Annotated in this window: 21 protein-coding genes; 12 read left to right on the top strand and 9 right to left on the bottom strand. The window is 68.6% G+C overall.

Translation table 11 applies throughout. The features are described from left to right. Nucleotides 1-14 precede the first annotated feature (14 nt). Entirely contained in the window at nt 15-740 is a 726-nt protein-coding gene (locus GR316_RS08260; RefSeq protein ID WP_211783478.1) for a DUF1499 domain-containing protein, read from the top strand. 33 nt (nt 741-773) lie between these two features. On the opposite strand, the gene GR316_RS08255 is transcribed toward GR316_RS08260, so the two are convergent. Next, nucleotides 774-3,083 (bottom strand): heavy metal translocating P-type ATPase, encoded by a 2,310-nt coding sequence (locus GR316_RS08255; protein ID WP_211783477.1) that lies wholly within the window; start codon nt 3,081-3,083, stop codon nt 774-776. Between the two features lie 68 nt (nt 3,084-3,151). On the opposite strand from GR316_RS08255, the gene cueR reads away from it, so the two are divergent. Continuing rightward, nucleotides 3,152-3,559, top strand: a complete 408-nt coding sequence (cueR, locus tag GR316_RS08250; RefSeq protein WP_211783476.1) for a Cu(I)-responsive transcriptional regulator — start codon at nt 3,152-3,154, stop codon at nt 3,557-3,559. On the opposite strand, the gene GR316_RS08245 is transcribed toward cueR, so the two are convergent. The 7 genes from GR316_RS08245 to GR316_RS08215 all read right to left on the bottom strand — a co-directional run bounded on the left by GR316_RS08245 (nt 3,556) and on the right by GR316_RS08215 (nt 10,548). After that, the gene (locus GR316_RS08245) at nt 3,556-3,957 is read right to left on the bottom strand and encodes a nuclear transport factor 2-like protein (protein ID WP_211783475.1); all 402 of its coding nucleotides are present in this window, start codon (nt 3,955-3,957) and stop codon (nt 3,556-3,558) included. The genes cueR and GR316_RS08245 overlap by 4 nt on opposite strands. A 69-nt stretch (nt 3,958-4,026) precedes the next feature. Next, nucleotides 4,027-5,202, bottom strand: coding sequence for an L-rhamnonate dehydratase (locus GR316_RS08240; RefSeq protein ID WP_211783474.1), 1,176 nt, complete (start codon nt 5,200-5,202; stop codon nt 4,027-4,029). 109 nt (nt 5,203-5,311) lie between these two features. Continuing rightward, nucleotides 5,312-6,238: an SMP-30/gluconolactonase/LRE family protein gene (locus GR316_RS08235; protein ID WP_211783473.1), complete on the bottom strand. Its 927-nt coding sequence runs from the start codon at nt 6,236-6,238 to the stop codon at nt 5,312-5,314. After that, nucleotides 6,235-7,182, bottom strand: a complete 948-nt coding sequence (locus GR316_RS08230) for an ABC transporter permease (protein ID WP_211783472.1) — start codon at nt 7,180-7,182, stop codon at nt 6,235-6,237. The genes GR316_RS08235 and GR316_RS08230 overlap by 4 nt, the downstream gene beginning before the upstream one ends. Continuing rightward, on the bottom strand, nt 7,179-8,102 hold the full coding sequence (locus GR316_RS08225) for an ABC transporter permease (protein ID WP_249218740.1): 924 nt from the start codon (nt 8,100-8,102) through the stop codon (nt 7,179-7,181). The genes GR316_RS08230 and GR316_RS08225 overlap by 4 nt, the downstream gene beginning before the upstream one ends. Nucleotides 8,103-8,104: 2 nt before the next feature. Continuing rightward, a complete protein-coding gene (locus GR316_RS08220) occupies nt 8,105-9,532 on the bottom strand; it encodes a sugar ABC transporter ATP-binding protein (protein ID WP_211783471.1) in 1,428 nt (475 codons plus the stop codon). A 5-nt stretch (nt 9,533-9,537) separates the two neighbouring features. Continuing rightward, nucleotides 9,538-10,548, bottom strand: coding sequence for an ABC transporter substrate-binding protein (locus GR316_RS08215; protein ID WP_211783470.1), 1,011 nt, complete (start codon nt 10,546-10,548; stop codon nt 9,538-9,540). Between the two features lie 100 nt (nt 10,549-10,648). On the opposite strand from GR316_RS08215, the gene GR316_RS08210 reads away from it, so the two are divergent. The 9 genes from GR316_RS08210 to GR316_RS08170 all read left to right on the top strand — a co-directional run bounded on the left by GR316_RS08210 (nt 10,649) and on the right by GR316_RS08170 (nt 18,425). Next, nucleotides 10,649-11,959, top strand: a complete 1,311-nt coding sequence (locus GR316_RS08210; protein WP_211783469.1) for a sensor histidine kinase — start codon at nt 10,649-10,651, stop codon at nt 11,957-11,959. Continuing rightward, nucleotides 11,956-12,660 (top strand): response regulator transcription factor, encoded by a 705-nt coding sequence (locus GR316_RS08205; RefSeq protein WP_211783468.1) that lies wholly within the window; start codon nt 11,956-11,958, stop codon nt 12,658-12,660. Before GR316_RS08210 ends, GR316_RS08205 begins: the two co-directional genes overlap by 4 nt. 78 nt (nt 12,661-12,738) lie before the next feature. Further along, complete coding sequence (gene osmF, locus GR316_RS08200; protein ID WP_211783467.1) at nt 12,739-13,644, top strand: glycine betaine ABC transporter substrate-binding protein OsmF; 906 nt, start codon at nt 12,739-12,741, stop codon at nt 13,642-13,644. Next, complete coding sequence (locus tag GR316_RS08195; RefSeq protein WP_211783466.1) at nt 13,641-14,762, top strand: ABC transporter permease; 1,122 nt, start codon at nt 13,641-13,643, stop codon at nt 14,760-14,762. Before osmF ends, GR316_RS08195 begins: the two co-directional genes overlap by 4 nt. Further along, the gene (locus GR316_RS08190; protein WP_211783465.1) at nt 14,759-15,676 is read left to right on the top strand and encodes an ABC transporter ATP-binding protein; all 918 of its coding nucleotides are present in this window, start codon (nt 14,759-14,761) and stop codon (nt 15,674-15,676) included. Before GR316_RS08195 ends, GR316_RS08190 begins: the two co-directional genes overlap by 4 nt. Next, the gene (locus tag GR316_RS08185; protein WP_211783464.1) at nt 15,673-16,389 is read left to right on the top strand and encodes an ABC transporter permease; all 717 of its coding nucleotides are present in this window, start codon (nt 15,673-15,675) and stop codon (nt 16,387-16,389) included. The genes GR316_RS08190 and GR316_RS08185 overlap by 4 nt, the downstream gene beginning before the upstream one ends. Nucleotides 16,390-16,497: 108 nt before the next feature. After that, entirely contained in the window at nt 16,498-16,686 is a 189-nt protein-coding gene (locus GR316_RS08180; protein WP_211783463.1) for a hypothetical protein, read from the top strand. Then, entirely contained in the window at nt 16,679-18,157 is a 1,479-nt protein-coding gene (locus GR316_RS08175) for a sodium:solute symporter family protein (protein WP_211783462.1), read from the top strand. Before GR316_RS08180 ends, GR316_RS08175 begins: the two co-directional genes overlap by 8 nt. Nucleotides 18,158-18,251: 94 nt before the next feature. Beyond that, a complete protein-coding gene (locus GR316_RS08170; protein WP_211783461.1) occupies nt 18,252-18,425 on the top strand; it encodes a hypothetical protein in 174 nt (57 codons plus the stop codon). Here GR316_RS08170 and GR316_RS08165 read toward each other — a convergent pair. Beyond that, nucleotides 18,411-19,583: an MFS transporter gene (locus GR316_RS08165; protein WP_211783460.1), complete on the bottom strand. Its 1,173-nt coding sequence runs from the start codon at nt 19,581-19,583 to the stop codon at nt 18,411-18,413. The genes GR316_RS08170 and GR316_RS08165 overlap by 15 nt on opposite strands. Before the next feature lie 158 nt (nt 19,584-19,741). Between GR316_RS08165 and GR316_RS08160 the strand changes: the two genes are divergently transcribed. After that, nucleotides 19,742-20,965 carry an aminopeptidase gene (locus tag GR316_RS08160; protein WP_211783459.1) on the top strand — a complete coding sequence of 408 codons (1,224 nt, stop codon included), beginning with the start codon at nt 19,742-19,744 and terminating at the stop codon, nt 20,963-20,965. Nucleotides 20,966-21,185 lie beyond the last annotated feature (220 nt).

Here is a 21,185-nt window from a genome sequence, read left to right as displayed (position 1 = left end):
AAAGGCCTTTGATCATGAGACATGCTGGAAAGATTGCGCTTCTTGTGGCCGTGCTGGGCCTGTGCTGCGCCGCGCTGATACTGTGTGGTGCGCGGCTGGGGCTGTGGCTGCCGGTCACCGGCTTCGGGCTCTATCGCACCTATTTCAACACGCTGGCGCTGATCGTCGCGGCGGTGGGTGCGGCCGCGCTGGTCATCCATGTCCTGCGCCGGGAGCGTGGCGGCATGCTGGCGGGCGGGGCCGCGATGGTGATCAGCCTTGCCCTTCTTGCGCCGATGGTGATCGCCACGATCAAGCCCGCACCGCGGGCCGCGCCGATCCACGACATCTCCACCGATACGGCCAATCCGCCCATGTTCGAGGCGCTGGACGACACCCGCGAGGGGGCGAGCAACACGCTCGATTACGGCGGGCCGGATCTCGCTGCGGCGCAGGCCGCCGCCTATCCCGACATCGCCCCCTTGGAAGCCGATCTGTCCGCGGCGGCCGCGTTTCAGCAGGCGCTGGATATCGCGCAGCAGATGGGCTGGGAGATCGTCGCCTCGGACGCCGAGCGGCTTCGCTTCGAGGCCGTAGCCCGGACCTCCGTCTTCTATTTCGCCGATGATGTCGTGGTCGTCGTGACGGCCCAAGACGCAGGAAGCCGCGTCGACATGCGCAGCGTGTCGCGCGTGGGGCGCAGCGATCAGGGCGTCAACGCCGCCCGCATCCGGGACTTCCAGCAGCGGTTCGGCGCATGATGTCCGCGGCCCTTGCGGGCCGCGGATCCGATATCAGTCGCGGGACAGGTTCACCGCCCGCAGACGCAGCGCGTTGCCGATCACCGACACGGAACTGAGGCTCATCGCCGCGGCGGCCACCACGGGCGACAGCAGCACGCCGAACATCGGATAGAGCAGACCCGCCGCCAGAGGAATGCCCGCCGCGTTGTAGACGAAGGCGAAGAACAGGTTCTGGCGGATGTTCGACATCGTCGCCCGCGACAGACGGCGCGCGGTCAAGATGCGGGTCAGATCGCCCTTCACGAGGGTGATGCCCGCGCTTTCCACGGCCACGTCGGCCCCGGTGCCCATGGCGATGCCGACATCCGCCGCCGCCAGCGCTGGCGCGTCGTTCACCCCGTCGCCGGCCATCGCGACACGGTGGCCGGCGGCCTTCAACTCGGCGACCAGTGCGCCCTTATCCTCGGGGCTGACCCCGGCGCGGACCTCGTCGATGCCGAGTTCGGCGGCAACGGCGAGTGCGGTGGGTTCGGCATCGCCCGTGGCCATGACGATGCGCAGACCGGCCGCCTGCAGATGCGCGATCGCCTCGGCGGCGCCCGGTTTCACCTTGTCGGCCACGGCGATGAGGCCGGCCGCGTGTCCGTCCACGGCGAGGAACATCGCCGTGCGCCCTTCGGCCTGCAACGCCGCAGCGCGGTCCGCCAGCGCGCCGGGATCGACGCCCTGATCGGCCATCAGCGCGGCATTGCCCAAGGCGGCGGTCCGCCCCGCGATCGTGCCGGTCACGCCTTTGCCGGTGATGGCGGCGAACGCGGTCGCCTCCAGCCGCGCGGCCCCGCGGGCCTCGGCACCTGCGGTGATCGCCTCGGCCAGCGGGTGTTCGGAGCCCCGCTCCAGCGCGGCGGCATGGGCCAGCACCGCGCCGTCATCCAACGCGCCCGCCACCACCTCGGTCAGGGACGGGCGCCCTTCGGTCAGCGTTCCGGTCTTGTCGAGGACGAGGACATCGACCCCGGCCAACCGCTCCAGCGCCTCGGCGTCGCGGATCAGCACACCGGCATGGGCCCCCCGGCCGGTGGCGACCATGATCGACATGGGCGTTGCAAGGCCAAGGGCGCAGGGGCAGGCGATCACCAGCACACTCACCGCCGCCACGAAGGCATGGCCCAGCACCGGCGCCGGCCCCAGCAGCCACCAAAGCGCGAAGGCCAGCACCGCCGACGCCACGACCGCCGGCACGAACCAGCCCGCCACGCGGTCCGCCATCGCTTGGATCGGCGCGCGCGAGCGTTGGGCCTGCGCCACCAGCCCCACGATGCGCGACAGCACCGTATCCGCGCCCACACGCTCGGCCCGCATGACGAAGCCGCCGGTCCGGTTCATCGTGCCGCCGGTGACGGCGGCGCCGGTGGTCTTCTCCACGGGCACGGGCTCTCCGGTGACCATGCTCTCATCGACGCTCGACCGGCCTTCGACGACCGAACCGTCCACGGGCACCGCCTCGCCGGGGCGCACGCGCAGCAGATCGCCCACCGCCACATCGTCGAGGGGGACATCTTCGTCCGCGCCGCCACGCACGCGGCGCGCGGTGCGGGGGGCCAGATCCATCAGGGCGCGGATCGCATCGCCCGTGCGGTCGCGGGCGGCCAGTTCCATCACCTGCCCGACCAGCACGAGGATCAGGATCACGGCGGCGGATTCGAAATAGACCGGGATCACCCCGTCCTGCCGGATGCCCTCCGGGAACAGCCCCGGAAAGAGCAGCGCCACCATCGAGAACAGCCACGCCGCCCCCGTCCCGAGGGCGATCAACGTCCACATGTTCGGACTGCGATTGACGATCGAGGACCATCCGCGCCGGAAGAACACCCGCGTCAGCCACAGAACGCCGGTCGCCAGCACCGCCTGCACCCACAGGAACAGCGTCGTCCCCATCCCTTCGCGCAACGGCAGGCCGAGGTGGTCGCCCATCTCGAGGATCAGCACCACGGCGGCCATCGGCGCGCCGATGGCAAGGCGGCGGCGGAAATCGATCAGCTCGGGGTTCGGGCCGCTATCGGCCACCGGCATCGCCGGTTCCAGCGCCATGCCGCAGATCGGGCAATCGCCGGGGCCGTCCTGAACGATCTCGGGGTGCATGGGGCAGGTCCACTCTGCGCCGGGCGGGGCCTCGGGCACCGGGCGTTCGCCCAGATAGCGGTCCGGATCGGCCCCGAACTTCGTCCGGCACCCTTCGGAGCAGAAGTGATAGGTCTGCCCGTCATGATCGAGTTGCGGCTTGCCCGCGTCCGGGTCCACGGTCATGCCGCAGACGGGATCGCGGGGAAGCGCGGTTTCGGGTTCGTGATCCGTAGGCATGTGCCCCTCCTTGCGGTGATCGTCGGCACGAGGGAAGATAGTCGTTCCAGTCGCTGGAAGGTCAAGGGATGAACATCAAGGAAGCGGCGGATCGCAGCGGCCTGCCCGCCAAGACGATCCGCTATTATGAAGAAATCGGCCTAATCCACCCCAGCCGCGCCGCGAACGGCTATCGCGATTTTTCCGAGCGGGAGACGGCGAAGCTCGTCTTTCTGGCGCGGGCGCGGTCGCTGGGGTTTTCGATCCCCGACTGCCGGGCGCTTCTGTCGCTTTACGAGGATCGGGACCGGGCCAGCGCCGATGTGAAGCGGCTGGCGGGCGAGCGTCTGGCCGAGATCGCCCGCAAGATCGCGGAATTGCAAAGCCTTCGGGCCGTGCTCGAGGATCTGGTGGAGCGGTGTCAGGGCGATGCCCGCCCCGACTGTCCGATCCTGACCGACCTTGCCGGGGCCTTCACCCCTCTGGATGCGCCTTAGGTCCGCGCGATGGACGGATCGAGGATCCATTCCGCGCTGTCGTTCCAGACATCCGTCTCGACGATGAGGCCGTCCCGCACCACGAACCGATCCACATAGCGGTTGTGATCGAAGGGCGTGCCATCGGGCCATTCGCCGTAGAGATGCCCGATGCTGTAGATGATCGTCTCCTCCGCGCCGGGGACGACGTCGTAGCGGTCGATCCGCTTCTTCACCCAGCGGTAGCGGGCGGCGTTGAACGAGGTCGGCCCGTCCGGCGCGTCGAACCGCCGATTGCCGGTGAAGCGCACGAGGAAGGGCGATGCGACATAGCGGGCCGCGCGTTCGGGGTCGGGCGCCATGGAGGCGTCGAGGTAGTCCTTGACGGCCTGCAGATCCCGGTCGCTGCGTGCGGTCATGGCGAAATCCCCTTTGCTGCTGCCATCTGCATACGAAAGGCGCATGCAGATGGTCAAGGATGGTGGCCGTCACTCCGTGATGTCGAAATGCGCAAGATGGCGGTCGGTGATGCTGATCCCGAGGCCCGGACGCGCGTCGTCGAGGCTCAGGAAGCCGTCCTCGGCGGCCACGTCCCCGTCGAAGATGTAGTAGAACAGCTCGTTCCCCACCTCCACGTCGAAGACGGGGAAGTATTCGGACATCGGGCAGTTCGTATTGGCCATCGTGACGTGGTAGTTGTGCATCTGCCCGGCATGGGGGATTACCGGGATCTGCGCCGCCTCGGCGATGGCGTTGATCTTCTGCGCCGCCGTGATCCCGCCCACGCGGTTGGTGTCGTATTGCAGAACGCTGACGGCCCGGCGCTGCACCAACTCGTTGCACCCGATCACCGAGAACTCATGCTCCCCGCCCGAGATGGGCACGATGTTCATCGCGTTGAGCTCGGCATAGCCCGCCACATCGTCGCCGATCACCGGCTCCTCCAGCCAGCGCAATTCGTAGGGCGCAAGCTTCGGCAGCATCCGTTTCGCATAATCGAGGTTCCAGCCCATATAGGCATCGGCCATCAGGTCCTTGTCGTATCCGACTACCTCGCGCACGGCCTCCACGCGGCGCAGGTTCTCGCGCATGCCGGCCATTCCATCCTTCGGGCCCCAGCCGAACCGCATCTTGAACGCCTGATAGCCGTCCTTCAGCGCGGCCTCCGCCTCGGCCTGCATCACCTCCACCGGGCCGGAATAGAGTTTGGAGTAATAGACCGGGATCTTCTCCTTCGTGCGGCCGCCCAAGAGTTTGAAGACCGGCTTGCCGACCAGTTTGCCCATCAGATCCCAGATGGCGATGTCGATGGCGCTGATCGCGGTCATGCCGATGCCCTTGCGGCCCCATGCATGGCTGCGGCGGTACATCTTCTCCCAGATATAGGCGTAATCGAACGGGTCCTCGCCGATCACCAGCGGGGCGTACCAATCGTCGATGGCGCGCTTCACCACGGTCGGGGCAAGGGCGGCGTTGCCGATGCCGATGGTGCCGTCCTCGGTCTCCACCTCGCAGGTCAGCCATTGGTGGAACCGGAACGAGGCCATGGCGTCGCCCTTGATCCAAAGCGCGTCCGAGGCGTTGGTGCAGAAGTTGCCCGAGGGCGGGACCGTCGGGCCCTTCCAGGTCCAGACGCGGGTGCGGATGGATGTGATCTTGGTCATGGGTCTTTCCTTTCAGGGGGCCGGGCGTGCGGCCACGGGCCGGAACGCGGCGGCGTTCAAGGGGCGGCGCGTGTCCGCGCCGGGTGCGGGTGTCGGTCGGGGGCGGGCGTCAGGCGGGCGCGGCGGCCCGTGTCCACGGTTCGGCGCCGCAGATGTCCACGAAGGTCGAATAGACGGAGGTGGTGCCGGTCATGAACAGCCGATGCCCGCCGAAGCAGAGGTTCGACACCTGTTCGGGGATCAGGATCTTGCCCAGCAGCGTGCCGTCCGGCGCAAAGCAGTGCACGCCGTCCCCGGCCGAGGTCCAGACATTGCCCTCGGTGTCGGTGCGCAGCCCGTCGGGATAGCCGGCATCGAGCGTGCAGAAGATGCCCGCATCGCGCACCTCCGTGCCCTCCACATCGAAGACGCGGATGACCGGCGCGATGTCCAGATCATGGCTCATCCCGCTTTCGGCGACATAGAGCCGCCGTTCGTCCGGCGAGAACGCAAGCCCGTTCGGTTGCAGGAAATCGGTGATCACCGCCGTCAGATCGCCCGTGACCGGATCGATGCGGAAGACGTTGCGCTGCGCCAGTTCGGGGATGCCGCGATGCCCCTCGAAGTTGGAGATGATGCCATAGGTCGGATCGGTGAACCACACCGCGCCGTCCGATGTCACCACCAGATCGTTGGGCGAGTTCAGCCGCCGCCCCTCGTGATGCGCGGCAAGCACCGTCAGCGCGCCGCAGGGTTCGGTGCGCACCACGTCGCGGGTGCCGTGGCGGCAGCCCAGCAGGCGGCCCTGCCGGTCGCGGGTATTGCCGTTGTTGAAATGGCTGTCCCGGCGGAACACCGTCAGGCCCTCGGTCTGGGACCAGCGCATCAGCCGCTGCGAGGGGATGTCCGAGAAGATCAGACAGTCGTGGTCGCCGAACCAGACCGGCCCTTCGGTCCATGTGAAGCCGGTGGCGATCCGGTCCAGCCGCGCCGTGCCGTGCACGAGGCTGCGGAACCGCGGATCGGCGGAGTGCAGATGGGGGGGCAGGGGGGTCACAGGCGGGTCCTCCGCAGGCTGGCGGCAATCACGATGCCGATGATGATCACCCCGGTCAGCACCATGCGCAGCCCGGCATTCGCGCCGTAGGAATTGAGCATGGAGACGACGAGGAACATGAAGAGCGAGGCGCCCCATATGCCGGGGACATTCGACAGCCCTCCCGCGATCGACGTGCCGCCGATGACGACGACGGCGATGGACATCAGAAGGTACTCGGCCCCCATGTTCAGCGCCGCCCCGCCCGAGAAGCTGGCCAGAAGATACCCGGCAAGCGCCGCGAGCACCGAAACGGTGACATAGGCCACAGCGCGCACCGCCTCGACCGGGATGCCGGCAAGGCGGGCCGCCCGCGCGTTCTGTCCGGTGGCCAGAAGCCAGCGGCCCCAGAGGCTGCGCTCCAGCACGATCCAGACGAGGATCGACAGCGCCAGCGCCACCCATGCGACATTCGGCACCCCGAGCGAGCGGCCGGTCGCGAAGGCCGCAAGATCGGCCGGGGGCTTCACCCGCAGGCCGCGGTTCGACCAGATCGCGATGGATTGGTAGATCAGCGAGGCCGCGAGCGTGGCGATGATGGGGGGCAGGCGCAGCAGATAGATCAGCGCGACATTGGCGCAGCCCGTCCCGAGGCCGATCAGCAGCGCCACGCCCAGCCCGAGCCACACCGTGCCGGGCGCGCTGTTCATCACCTTCAGCCCCACCGTCGCGGCCAGCGTCATCGTCGCCGGGATCGACAGATCCACATTGCCGGGGCCGAGGGTGATGACCACCATCTGCCCCAGCCCCACGATCGCGGCGAAGGCACCGAAGCCGAGCGCGGCATAGGCCAGCTCCCCCGCGCCGCGCCCCTCGGTCCAGATCAGGGTCAGGCCGAAGACCACCGCAGCGGCCAGCCAGCTCCACAGCCAAGGCTGCGAGATCAGTCGTTTCGCGCCGGTCATGTGCGTGCCTCCCGCCGGGTGAAGATCAGGCGCGCCATCAGCACGAGGATCAGGATCGCGCCCTGTGCGCCGATCTGCCAATCCGGGCTGAGGCGCATGAAGTTGAGGATCGAGGCCGCAAGCGTCAGCGTCAGCGCGCCGATCACCGCCCCCGTGGGCGAAACGCGCCCGCCGATGAACTCGCCGCCGCCAAGGATGACGCCCGCGATGCTGAGCAGCGTGTAGCGCAGCGCGATATTGGCATCGGCCGCCGTGGCCAGCCCGACCAGCGCCAGCCCGGCAAGGACCGCGAACAGCCCCGCCAGCCCATAGGCCAGCGCCTTCAGCGCGATCACGGACCATCCGGCCCGGTGCACGGCGCGCGCATTGCCGCCCACCCCGCGCAGCACGGTGCCAAGGCCGGATTGCACGATCAGCAGATGCGTGGCGACCGAAATCACGATCGCCGCAACCACCGCCATCGGCACCAGCGGCGGCTTCGTCGTCATGATCCCGCGCAGCCAGCCCGGAGAGGCTCCGCCCGGCGTCGGCAGGATATAGAGGGCCATCCCGCCCCAGACGAAGGACATGCCCAGCGTCACGACGATGGCCGGTAATTCCAGCCGGTGGATCAGCGCCCCCATCCCGGCATAGGCCGCGATCAGCGCCAACAGCATCAGCGCGCCCACCAGCGGCGTCTGTTCGAGATAGGTCGCCGCGATGCACGCCACGAGGCTGACGAAGGCGCCCATCCCGAGGTCGATGTCGTTGACCATGATGATCATCATCTGCGCTACCGTCGCCAATGCGATCGGCACCGCGAGGTTGAACAGCAGGTTGACCCCGAAATAGCTCATGGTGCGGGGCTGCATGTAGAAGGTGGCCGCCAGCAGCACGGCAAGCGAGACCACCGGCAGCAGTATTCTGTATCGGGACTGCACGGTTATTCCTCCTGCATCTCGAACGACGCTTCGAGGATGCGATCCTCGGTGATGGCATCGCCCGTCAGTTCCGCCGAGATCTCTCCGTTGCGGAACACGAAGACCCGGTCGCATTCGCAGACCTCCTCGGTCTCGGTCGAGTACCACAGGAAGGTGCGCCCCTTGGCGGCCTCGGCCCGGATCATGCCGTAGACGTCGCGCTTGGTGCCGACATCCACGCCGCGCATCGGATCGTCCATGATGACGATCTCGGCCTTGGTCGCCAGCGCGCGGGCAAAGAGCACCTTCTGCTGGTTGCCCCCCGACAGCGACAGGATCGGATTGGTCACATCGTCGGTGCGGATGCCGATCCGCGTGCGCCATTCCTCGGCCATCTGCGCCTCGGCGCCGCGATTCAAAAGCCAGCGCCCCTGACCCAGCACCCCGATGGAGGCGTTGCGCAGGATCGACCACAGCGGCAGCAGCCCGTCGCGGCCCCGGTCCCCGGCGACGAAGACCATTCCCGCCCCGCCGCGCGCCGCCCGCCAGCCCGAGGTGGCCCCGAGATAGAGCCGCGCCAGCGCCTCGGCCTGACCGTGACCGGCCAGCCCCGACAGGCCGACGATCTCCCCCCGGCGGGCGCTCAGCCCTTCGGGGGTGCGCAGAACCTCGCCGCCGATGGCGCGGGCCTCCGCCTCGGTTGGGGTCTCCGCTTCGGCGGCGACATGGCCCATCGCCTCGACAAGGCCGTGGCGGGTATAGCCCGATACCGGACGGTCGCCGACCACGGTGCCATCGCTCATCACCACGATCCGGGTCGCGGCGGCGAAGATCTCGCCCAGCATGTGGCTGATCAGCAGGACCGCCCCGCCCGCGGCGCAAAAGGCGCGCACATGCGCCAGAAGCTGCTCGGCGATGCCCGCATCGAGCGAGGATGTCGGCTCGTCCAGCACCACGAGGCGGGCCTCGGTGCCGCGCGGGGCGAAGCCGATCGCGATCTCCACCATCTGGCGTTCGGCGATGCTCAGATACGCGACCTCGGTATCGACATCGATCCCATGGCCGGGAAACACGGTGTCGAGCGTCTGGCGCATGATGCGCCGCGCGCCGCGCCGCCAGCCCAGCCCGCGCAGGCCACGATGGGCGATGCGCAGATTCTCGGCCACCGTCAGGTTCGGACAGAGCGAGAGTTCCTGAAAGACCGACCGCACACCGGCCTCGGCCGCCGTCGCGCCGCCGGAATAGGCGACATCGCCCGCGCTGGGCCGCAGGCCGCCATTGATGAGATTGACGAGCGTGGATTTGCCCGCGCCGTTGTGACCGACGAGGCCGAGGCACTCGCCCGCCGCGATGCTGAGGCTGACCCCGCCAAGCGCCCTGACCGGGCCGAAATGCTTTTCGACATCGGTCAGGGTCACGATCGGGGCGCCGTCCGGGACTGCGCTGATCATGGGGCTTACTTCGCGGCCGCGATCAGCGCCGCCGCATCGTCCGGGGTATAGGCGACATCGGCGACCGAACCCGGCTGCGTATTGGCCAGCGCCTCGTCGAGGGTGTCGGACGTGATCTTCAGGAACGGGATCGTCAGATCCTTGGGCACATCCTCGCCATCGAGGATCTTCTGCGCGACCCACAGCGCCATGGAGGCGATGCCGGGGGCGATGTTCAGCGACATCGTCTCATAGCCCGTCGCATCGCGCTGCTGCGCCCACCATTCCAGCTCGTCGTGGCGGTTGCCCAGAACGATCAGCGGCATGTCGCGGCCCGCAGCGGCAAAGGCCTGCGCCGCGCCGTAACCGTCGCCGCCCTGCGCGACCACGCCTACCACCGGCGGCAGCGACGGCAGGATGCCCGCCACGGCCTTTTGCGCCACGTCCTGCGCCCAGTCGCCATGCACCGCCCCCGCGATGGAGAATTGCGGATGCTCCTCAATGCCGCGATGGATGCCGGTGCTGATCGCGACATCGGTGGACACGCCCGCAAGGCCCCGGATCTCCAGCAGCTTGCCGCCTTCGGGCAGGCGCTCGGCCATGTACTCGACCTCTTGGCGGCCCATCTCCTCGAAATCGACGGCGATGCGCCATGCGCAAGGCTCGGTCACGATGCTGTCGAAGCTGACGACGACCACGCCCGCATCGCAGGCCTCCTTGATCGCGCCGTTCAGCGCCGTCGGCGAGGCGGCGTTCAGCAGGATCGCGTCATAGCCCTGCAGGATCATGTTCTGGATCTGCGCGGCCTGTTCGGTCGTCTGGTTTTCGGAGGTGGTATAGGCGTCGGCGGCGGCGATCACGCCGTCATCCACCGCCTGCTTGGCCACCTCCTGAAAGGTCTGGAGCATCGACTGACGCCACGAGTTTCCGGCATAGTTGTTGCTCAGCGCGATGCGTTTGTCCGACGTGTCCGCAAAGGCACCGCCCGCGCAGACGGCTGCGACGGCTGCCGTCAGCAGCAGTATGTTCTTGTTCATTTTTCCTCCCTTGGCACCCGGATGGGCGTCCTCCCCAATGGCTGCGCCTTTCGGCGGCAGTGGGATGAGCATGATGACCGGTCCGCGGGCTGTAAAGTGCATGGTCCGCACAAGTTATGCGGGAACCCGCAACTGCGGCGCGGGCCTCGCCCTTCCCAACCCGAAGCGCCCGGTGCTAGGCTTCGGGCCAAGCCGTCAGGAGGATGCCGTGCACACCGTCTTGCCCCGATCCGTCTCCTCGGCCGATGACGCGCTGTGGCGGATCTGCGGCCATCTCGCCGAGGAAACGGAGATCCGTTCCGCCCTCGATGCCGTCGCGGCCGAGATCGCCGAACTGATCCCGTTCTCCCATGTGGATGTCTGCCTGCTCGAATCCCCGAACTGGGTCTCGAGCTACGAGATCGGGATCAAGACGCGCTGGTCGCGCACGCGCACGCAGGTGAAATGCTCGCCCGTGCGCGACATCCTGTCGGGGCGGACCGATACGCTGCTGACGGACAACGCGATGGAGGATCCGCGCTACATCTATCCCGGCGCGCGCTGCGGCCCGATCCTCGAACAGACCCTGCGTTCGCGCGTGAGCGTGGTGATGAAGGCGATGGGGGTGATGATCGGCTCTCTCAACGTCTCGCACACGCAGGCGGGCCTCTATGATGCCGACAGCGTGGAGACGGTGCGCCGTCTTTCGGTCGTGCTCTCGCCGTTCTTTCACGCGCTGCACAGCGCCGAGCGCGTGCACCGCGCCGCCCATCTGAGCGCGGAGGCCATCGCCCGCGAAGAGGGGCTGCGGCGCGGCGCCCTCGGCCTGACCCAAGCGATGGAGAGCGAGCGTCAGCGCATCGGCATGGACCTGCACGATCAGACGCTGGCCGATCTGACGCGCATCCTGCGCGATCTGTCGGGGGAATATCCCGTGCCGACCGCGCCGGTGCTGGCGGCCAAGGTCGGGTCCTGCATCAACGATCTGCGCCAGATCATCGACATGGCGGTGCCGACGCTGCTGCAACTGTTCGGGTTCGTGCACGCGCTGCGGGTGCATCTGGAACGGGCCACGAGTTCGCAGACTATCGACACCCATATCGCGGACCGGACCGGCGGGCATATCGACACGCTGGACCCGACCACGCGCACCGCGCTGTACCGCATCGCGCAAGAGGCGATCAACAACGCCGTCCGCCATGCCCGCGCCGGAGAGATAAGGGTGTTCATCGAGATGGACGTGCAAGGCAATCTGATCCTGACCATCCGCGACAACGGCACCGGGTTCGATCCGGGGCGCGACAGGCTGCCCTCGGGGCTGCGCCATATGCAGACGCGGGCGCGCCTGATCGCGGCGCAGTGCGACATCTTCGCCCAAGACGGCACTTGCGTCACCGTATGCCTGCCGCCGACCGGCGAGGTGCGGGCATGAAGATCCTTGTCGCCGAGGACGATCGGTTCCACGCCAATTACATCCTCGATGCCATTTCCGACGCCCTGCCCGAGGTGACGGAGACGGTCCATGCCCTGAACGGCGCCGAGGCCGAGGCCGAGGCCCTTGGCGGGGCCTATGACGGCATCGTCATGGATTTGCAGATGGACGGGCGCAACGGCATCGACGCCGCCCGCACGATCTGGTCCCACCGCCCGGACAGCCGCATCCTCTTCTGGTCGAACTATGCCGATCAGGCCTATCTGCGCGGCATCGCCCGCATCGTCCCCGAGGCGAGCGCCTATGGCTATGTGCTGAAGACCGCCAGCCGCGAGCGCCTGACCCTCGCGCTGCGGGCGGTGCTGCTGGAGGGGCAGATCATGGTCAACCATGAACTGCACCAGCTTCAGCGCAAGGGGCCCTATGACAGCGCGCTGGACGAAAGCGAATACGCCATCCTGCTCGATCTTGCGCTGGGGCTTCAGGACAAGGCGATCGCAAAGCGGCGCAACATGTCATTGCGCACGGTGCAGAACCGGCTCTTGTCCATCTATGACAAGCTGGGCGTGGAGGATGCCGGCGGCGAGATGCTGAACAAGCGCGTGCGCGCGCTGAACTGCGCGATCCGCAGCAAGGTGCTGAACCTGCAGGTGTTGGAAAGCGCCAATGCCGAATACGAACGCTGGCGGCAGCGCGATTAGCGCCGTGCGCATCTTTCACTGGCCGTAAGCCTTCGGCGGTTTACCTTTCCCACCGATCACAGAACCGAGAGGTGCGGCATGTCCCTTGTCCGAACGTTCATCCTTGCGCTGGCCCTGTCGGGCGGCGCGGCGCAGGCGCAGGTCGTGGTGTCGTCGAAGATCGACACCGAAGGCGGCGTGCTCGGCAGCATCATCCTTCAGGTCCTGGAGGAGGCGGGCATTCCCACGCAGTCGCGGCTGCAACTGGGCGCGACCCCGGTGATGCGGCAGGCGATCACGGCGGGGGAGATCGACCTCTATCCCGAATATACCGGCAACGCGGCCTATTTCTTCAACCGCGCCGAGGATCCGGTCTGGAAGGACGCCGAAGGCGCCTATGAAACCGCCCGTGATCTGGACCGCGAGGCGAACGACATCGTCTGGCTGGCGCCCGCGCCTGCGAACAACACATGGGGCATCGCGCTGCGCGACGATGTCGCCCAAGAGGCCGGGGTTTCCACCCTGACCGAATTCGGCCAATGGATCGCCGGGGGCGGGGATGTGAAACTCGCGGCCTCGTCGGAATTCGTGAACTCGGCGGCGGCGCTGCCCTCGTTCCAAGAGACCTATGGCTTCGAGCTGTCGGCCGCGCAGATGGTGGTCCTGTCGGGCGGCGATACCGCCGCCACCATTCAGGCGGCGGCCAATGGCACCAGCGGCGTGAATGCGGCGATGGTCTATGGCACCGATGGCGCGATCCCCTTCGCGGGGCTGACCGTGCTGGAGGATGACCGCAAGGTGCAGCCCGTCTATCAGCCCGCGCCGATCATCCGCGCCGCCGTCTTGGAGGAGCATCCCGAGATCGCGGACCTCCTTGCCCCCGTCTTTGCCGAACTGGATCTAGAGACGCTTCAGACGCTGAACGGCCGGGTGCAGGTGGAAGGCGTGCCCGCCGCGCAGGTCGCGACCGATTTTCTGGCCGAGCACGGCCTGACCGGGGAGTGAGGCGGCCCGACCGCCTCGGCCTCGTCTGCGCGGTCCCGCTGATCGCGGGGCTGCTGCTGCCCTTTGCCGGGCTGCGCCCCAACCGGATCGCCGCGCCCGATGCGTTGCATCTGCCGGACATCTTCGGCTGGCCTGCCGCCGCGCTGGTGGGTCTGGTGGCGGTGGCGGCGGTCTTGGGCGGGCGCGGGCGGGCGGTGCGGGCCGGGGCGGCGCTGACGCTGTGGCTGGCGCTGATGGGGCTGGGGGCCACGCGCCTCTCGGCAGAGGCGTCGGCGCTGGCGCGGGTGTCGCCGGGGGCGGGTTTCTGGCTGGGCGGCCTTGCATTGGCGCTGCTGCTGACGGACGCGCTGGCGCGCTGGCGGCCCACGGCGGTGATGCGGCTGGGGCTGCTGGCGGCGGCGGTGATCCTGCTGGGTCTGATCCTGACGCTGTGGGGCGATACCTCCCTCCTGAAGGAATACGCCAATCGCCGCACCATCTTCTGGACCGAGGCGCGGCGCCATATGGCGCTGGCGGGCGGCTCGTTCGTGGCGGCGGTGGCGGTGGGGGTGCCGCTCGGCATTCTGGCGCAGCGGGGGGCGCGGCTGCGCGGGCCGCTCCTCGGGGCGCTGACGGCGGTGCAGACCGTGCCCTCGATCGCGCTCTTCGGGCTGCTGATCCTGCCGCTCGGTTGGGTGGCGGCGACGCTGCCGGGGGCGGCGGCGCTGGGCATCAGCGGCATCGGCATGGCCCCCGCCTTTACGGCGCTCTTCCTCTATGCGCTGCTGCCGATGGTGGTGAACACGGTCGCGGGCCTCGATGCCGTGCCCCCCGCCGTGACCGAGGCCGCGCGCGGCATGGGCCTGACCCCGGCCGGGCGGCTGGCGCGGATCGATCTGCCGCTGGCCTTGCCGGTCATCCTGACGGGCGCGCGGATCGTCTTGGTGCAGAATATCGGCCTTGCCACGGTGGGCGCGCTGATCGGGGCGGGGGGCTTCGGCAGCTTCGTCTTTCAGGGGCTGGGCCAGACGGCGGCCGATCTGATCCTTCTGGGCGCGCTGCCGACCGTCGCGCTGGCCTTTGCGGCGCAGGTCGTGTTCGACGCGCTGATCGAACTGATGTCGAAAGGGCGGCCATGATCGAGATCCGCAACCTGTCCAAGCATTACGGCCCCACCCGCGCCGTGGACGACGTGTCGCTCGTGGTGGAGGAGGGGACGATCACCGCGCTGGTCGGCACCTCGGGGTCGGGGAAATCGACGCTGCTGCGGCTGGTGAACCGCTTGATCGAGCCGACATCGGGGCAGGTGGCGATCAACGGGACCGATACGCGGCAGGTGCCGACGGCCGATCTGCGGCGGCGCATCGGCTATGTCATCCAGAACCACGGGCTGTTTCCGCATTGGACGGTGGCGCGCAACGTCGCCACCGTGCCGCGCCTTCTGGGCTGGCCGAAGGCCAAGACCGAGGCGCGGGTGGCGGAACTGCTGAGCCTTCTGTCGCTGGACCCGGACACGATCGGGCCGCGCTTTCCCCACCAGCTTTCGGGCGGTCAGGCGCAGCGCGTGGGCGTCGCCCGCGCCCTTGCGGCCCGCCCGGAGCTGCTGCTGATGGACGAGCCGTTCGGCGCGCTCGATCCGGTGCTGCGCGGCAAGGCGCAGGCCGATCTGCGGCAGATACAAGCGGCGCTGGGCACCACGGTCATCCTCGTGACCCATGATATGTCCGAGGCGATCGGCCTTGGCCACCGGATCGCCGTGATGCGGGCGGGCCGATTGGAACAGCACGGCACCCCGGCGGAGATCCTGTCCGCCCCCGCCACCGATTTCGTCCGCGACCTCGTGGGAGAGGGGGAGCGGGCCTTCCGCTATCTCGCCCTGTCCTCCGTCGCCGATCTGACCGAACCCGGAGAGGCCCCCGGCCCGCCCATCGCGCCGGACCGCACGGCGGCGCAGGCGCTGAACGCGATGATCTGGACGGGGGCCGAGGCGCTGCCCGTGGCGGGGGGCGGGCGCATCACCCGCCATGCCGTGCTGGCGGCGGGCCATCCATGAGGCGGCTGCCCCTGATCCTGCTGGCGGCGGCGATCCTCGTGTTCCTGCTGCGCCCGGCGCTGTTCGTGCCGCTGCTGGCGCCGCTCGGCCCGCCCGGCGCGCCGGTGATCTACGACCGTGCATCGCTGGCCGCGCTGACGCTGTCGCATCTGGCGCTGGTGGCGGCGGCGATGGTTCCGGCGACGCTGGTGGCGGTGACGCTCGGCATTCTGGTGCAGCGACCTGCGGGGGCGGCCTTCCTGCCGCTGTCGCGGGCGCTGGCGGGGTTCGGGCAGACCTTTCCGCCGGTGGCGGTGCTGGCGCTGACGGTGCCGGTCCTCGGCTTCGGGATGGGGCCGACGGTGCTGGCGCTGTTCCTCTATGCGCTGCTGCCGGTGTTCGAGAATACGCTGACCGCGCTGTCCACCCTGCCGCCCCCCGTGATCGAGGCGGCGCGCGGCATGGGCCTGACCCCGCGCCAGCGTCTGTGGCGGGTGGAACTGCCGCTCGCCTTGCCGCTGATCCTCGAGGGGGTGCGCACGGCGACGGTCATCTCCCTCTCGACGGCGACGATCGGCTCGGTCGTGGCCGCCCGCGGTCTGGGAGAGGTGATCGTGGCCGGGCTGACATCCCAGAACACCGCCTTCATCGCGCAGGGCGGCATCCTCGTGGCGGCGCTGGCGATCCTGATCTCCGGCCTGTTCACCCGGCTGGCGGCGGCGCTGCGGGGCTGACGCGAAATATCCTTGTCATATCCCAGAAGTGCGGTAGACCCCTGTGTAACATGTCCGTGATCATCGGGGGAGGGGACGTATGATGCGCTTTCAACGAGGGGGCGGCGCATGAGCCGCCGCACAAGTCTGGGCCTTGTCGGCGTGCTGGTCGTTCTGGCCTATGCCGTGCCCTATACGCTGCTGCGCTCTGTGTCGGCATGGTATGGAAGTTTCCTGTTCTGGATCGTGCTGGGCGTGGCCGTGATCGGCCTGAACGCCGCCGCGATGCGCGGCTTCGGGGGGCGGCAGGATGACTGAGACCCTGATCTGGACGGGCGTCGCCATCTATCTGCTCATCTCGGGCGGGGTGGCCTTCCTTGCGCGCAGCGGCGCGACAGGCGGCATGGCGGGCTATTTCATCGGCGATCGGCGCGTGGGCGGGATCATCTCCGCGCTCAGCTATTCGGCGACGACCTATTCGGCCTTCATGATGGTGGGCCTTGCGGGGCTGGCCTATCGCGGCGGCGTCGGCGCGCTGGGCTTCGAGATCGTGTATTTCGCCGGCGTCTCGCTGGTGGCGGTGTTCGGGCCGCGCTTCTGGGCCGTGGGGCGGCGCTACGGCTTCGTCACCCCGTCGGAGATGCTGGGCCACCGCTATGCCAGCCCCGCCGTCGCGGCCACCGCCGCGATCGCGAGCTGTCTGTTCCTCATCCCCTATTCGGCGGTGCAGCTGTCGGGCATCGGCTATCTGATGTCGGGGATGACGGGGGGCGGCATCTCCTTCGGGACGGGTGTGGTGCTGGCGACGGCGATCGCGCTCCTCTTTTCCTATGTGGCGGGCATCCGGTCGGTCCTGTGGACGGACAGCCTTCAGGCGCTCCTGATGATCATCGCCTGCAGCCTCGTCGCCATCGTCGTGGTCGAAGGGTTGGGCGGGTTCGGCACCCTCTTCGGCACCATCGCCGCGCAAAGGCCGGAGATGCTGACCGTGCCGGGGCCGGGGCTGTTCAGCTTCGTCACCTTCCTTGGCCTGACGATCCCGTGGTTCTTCTTCGCGCTCTCCAACCCGCAGGCGAGCCAGCGGCTCTTCATGCCGGCCTCGCTCGGGGCGATGCGGCGGATGCTGCTGATCTTCCTGTGCTTCGGGCTGATCTATACCGTGGTGTCGGTGCTCTGGGGCTTTTCGGCGCTCGTGGCCTTTCCAGGGCTGGAGCGGCCGGACCTTGCGACGGCGACGCTGCTGGCCTCGGACCATGTGCCCCCGGTGCTGGGCATGATCGTGATGATCGGGATTCTGGCGGCGGCCATCTCCACCATCGATTCGATCCTGCTGACGCTGTCGTCGATGCTGGCGCGCGATGTCTATGCGCCGCTGTCGGGGGCGGGGGATCAGCGCCAGCTGTGGCTGGGCAAGCTGGTGATCCCGGTGATCGCGGTGCTGTCGCTGATCTTCGCCGCGCTGGAGCTTGATCTGATCGCGCTGCTGTCGGTCGCCGCCTCGGCGGGGCTGATCGTGGTGGTGCCCTCCATCGTCGGGGCCTTCTTCTGGCGGCGCGGAACGGCGGCGGGGTCCATCGCCAGCATGGCGGGGGGCGGCGCTTTCGTGATCGCGATGTATGCCACGGGCAACAGCCTGATGGGCCTGCCGGCGGGGATACTCGGCCTGCCGGTCGCCGCCGCGCTGTTCGTCGGGGTCAGCCTTGCGACGCGCCCGCCGCAGATCGCGGCGGATTTCATCGCGACGGCCGATGCCGCGCTCGCGCCCCGGCCCAAACGGGGGGCGGTATGAGCTATTTCCCGCGCTGGACGATCGCGCAAGGCGCCGTCGTCCAACCCGAGGAGCGTCTGGGCTGGAGCACGACGACCCGCGCAACCTGATCACCGTGGGGGTGACGCTGGTCTTCGGCGCAGGTGATTTCAGCGTGACGCTGGGCGGTTTCGCGGTGGGCGGCATCGGCACGGCCACGCTGGCGGCGATCCTGCTGTATCAGCTTCTGGGTCTGCGCCGCCGCGATCCGGTGACGATGCCGCTGGATGGCGGATCAGGACGGCACTGATCGCTTGCGGATCAGCATCACGAGGGCGGCGCAGCACAGCGCCGCCACCAGCCCGGCAAAGACGAGGCTGGTCACATGCAGCCCGATCGCCCCGCTGAGAAGGCCAACCCCCACCACGGGCAACGAGATGGCGATATAGGCCACGATGAAATAGCTCGCCGTCGTGGCCGCGCGCCGATCCTCGGACGTGGCGCCGACCACGGCCGCCAGCCCCGCGCGGAAGGCGATGCCCTGACCGATCCCCGCGATGACCGCGCCCGCCAAAAGCGGCGCCAGCATCCGCAGGCCGAGCGCCATCGCCACCACCAGCACCCCCGCCAGCAGCACCGCCGTGCCCACCGGCAGGCGGCGTTTCTCGGGAATGCGGTCCAGCACCGCCTGCCCAAGGGTGGAGGCGAGGAACAGGATCCCCGCGACGAGCCCGATCAGCGCCGGGTTCGAATAATTCAGATCGCGCGTCATCACCCCCGGCGCGACGGCCGTGAAGAAGCCGCAGACCATGAACCCCGCGAACGCCGCCACCGCCGCCGGCACGAAGACCGAGGCCGCATCCGACGGCAGCGCCGGACGCTGCACCCCCAGATCGGGCGAGGGCTTGCGCTCCACCGTCTCGTTGGCGCGCAGGACGAAAACCACGGCAACGACCACCAGCAAAAGATGCAGCGCATAGGGCCAGATCAGCGGCTGCGGCAGCAGCGATGCGATCACCCCGGCAAAGATCGGGCCGAGGCCCAGCCCGCCCATATTGGCGGCGGTGGCCGCCAGCGTTCCGGCGCGGCGCTTGCCCTCGGGGGCGGCCTCCATCACCGCGACGCTGGCGGTGGTGGTCAGGATCCCGGCCGACAGCCCCGACAGAACGCGCGCGGCAAGGATCGCCATCAGCCCGTCCGCTTGCAGGAACATGAGGTCCGTCGCCGCCGAGAGCGCCAAGGCCGCCAGCAGCATCGGACGGCGGCCCAACTGGTCCGACCAGCGCCCGAAGATCAGGAGCGATGCCACCACCCCAAGCGCATAGACCGCGAAGATCACCGTGATCGTCAGCTGCGAAAAGCCCATCGCCTGCTGATAATCGGGATAGAGCGGGGTTGGCAGCGTGGTGCCGATCATCCCGACGGCGAAGGCGAGGGCAAGGCCGATGAAGGCGGCGGACGATGTCATGGAAGGCTGTCTCCGGCAGGGCCGGCGACGAAGGTCGCAGGCGGGGTGCGCGTTTCGGTCGCAGGCTCGCAAATGTCCGGTGGGGGTGCAAGGGCCCTTCGCCTTGCACCCCGGCCCCCGCCGCGCCATCTTCGCAGCCGAATACTGGAGGATGCGCGATGGTGATCGATTCCGTGAAACTCGACCGGCTGGCGGAAGTCGCCGTGAAGGTCGGCCTGAACCTGCAACCAGGGCAGGACCTTTTGCTGACCGCGCCCGTGGCGGCGCTGCCGCTGGTGCGGCGGATCGCGGCGCATGCCTATGCGGCGGGGGCGGGCGTGGTCACGCCGCTTTTCTCCGACGAAGAGGTGACGCTGGCCCGTTACGCCCATGCTCGGGAGGAGAGCTTCGACCGCGCGGCGGACTGGCTCTATCGCGGCATGGCCGAGGCGTTCGGCGCGAACACCGCCCGTCTGGCGGTATCGGGCGAGAATCCGGCCCTGCTGGCGGGGCAGGATCCGGCCAAGGTCAGCCGCGCGGGCCGCGCGCAGTCCCGCGCCTACAAACCGGCGCTGGAGAAGATCTCGGGCTTCGACATCAACTGGAACATCGTGAGCTATCCCAACCCGTCTTGGGCGCGTCAGGTCTTCCCGGACCTGCCCGAGGACGAGGCCGTGACGCGGCTCGCCGAGGCGATCTTCGCCGCCAGCCGCGTGGATGGCGACGATCCGGTCGGGGCGTGGCAGGCGCATAACGACGCCCTGCGCAGCCGCTCGGCTTGGCTGAACGAGCAAGGCTTCGCCGCGCTGCACTTCACCGGCCCCGGCACCGATCTGACGGTGGGCCTTGCCGACGGGCACCGCTGGATGGGCGGCGCGTCGGTGGCGCGCAACGGCATCACCTGCAATCCGAACATCCCCACCGAAGAGGTGTTCACCACCCCCCACGCCCTGCGCGTGGAGGGTCATGTCAGCGCGACCAAACCCCTTGCGCATCAGGGCACCCTGATCGACGGCATCCGCGTCACCTTCAAGGACGGTGCCATCACCGAGGCGCATGCCACCAAGGGCGAGGATGTGCTGCGCAAGCTGATCGACACCGACGAAGGCGCGCGCCGTCTGGGAGAGGTGGCGCTGGTGCCCCATTCCTCGCCGATCTCGGCCTCGGGGCTCCTCTTCTACAACACGCTCTATGACGAGAACGCGGCCTCGCATATCGCGCTCGGCCAATGCTACGCCAAATGCTTCGAGGGCGACCCCACGGCCGAGCAGGTCCGCGCGCAGGGCGGCAATTCCAGCCTGATCCATGTGGACTGGATGATCGGCTCGGGGCAGATCGACATCGACGGCGTGCATGCGGATGGCCGCCGCGTGCCGGTGTTCCGCAAGGGCGAATGGGCCTGAGAGGGCGGCGCGGGGGCGAAAGGCGCTTGTCTTTCGTCCCCGCTTCGGGCAATCACGATCTGTGCGGCCGGATCGCCGATACGCCTTTGGCGGATGCGCCATTCGGCTGCACTTATTGAAACGGGTCCGCTGCCGGACCCCGCCCTGCAGCGTCGCAGGCGGACATATCCTTCACAGCTTATCCGCCGATATGCAGGCGGGACACGGGTGCGCGGCCACA

This window comes from Falsirhodobacter algicola, from assembly GCF_018279165.1.
Classification (GTDB): Bacteria; Pseudomonadota; Alphaproteobacteria; order Rhodobacterales; family Rhodobacteraceae; genus Falsirhodobacter; species Falsirhodobacter algicola.
This window is presented reverse-complemented; position numbering and strand designations above follow the sequence as displayed.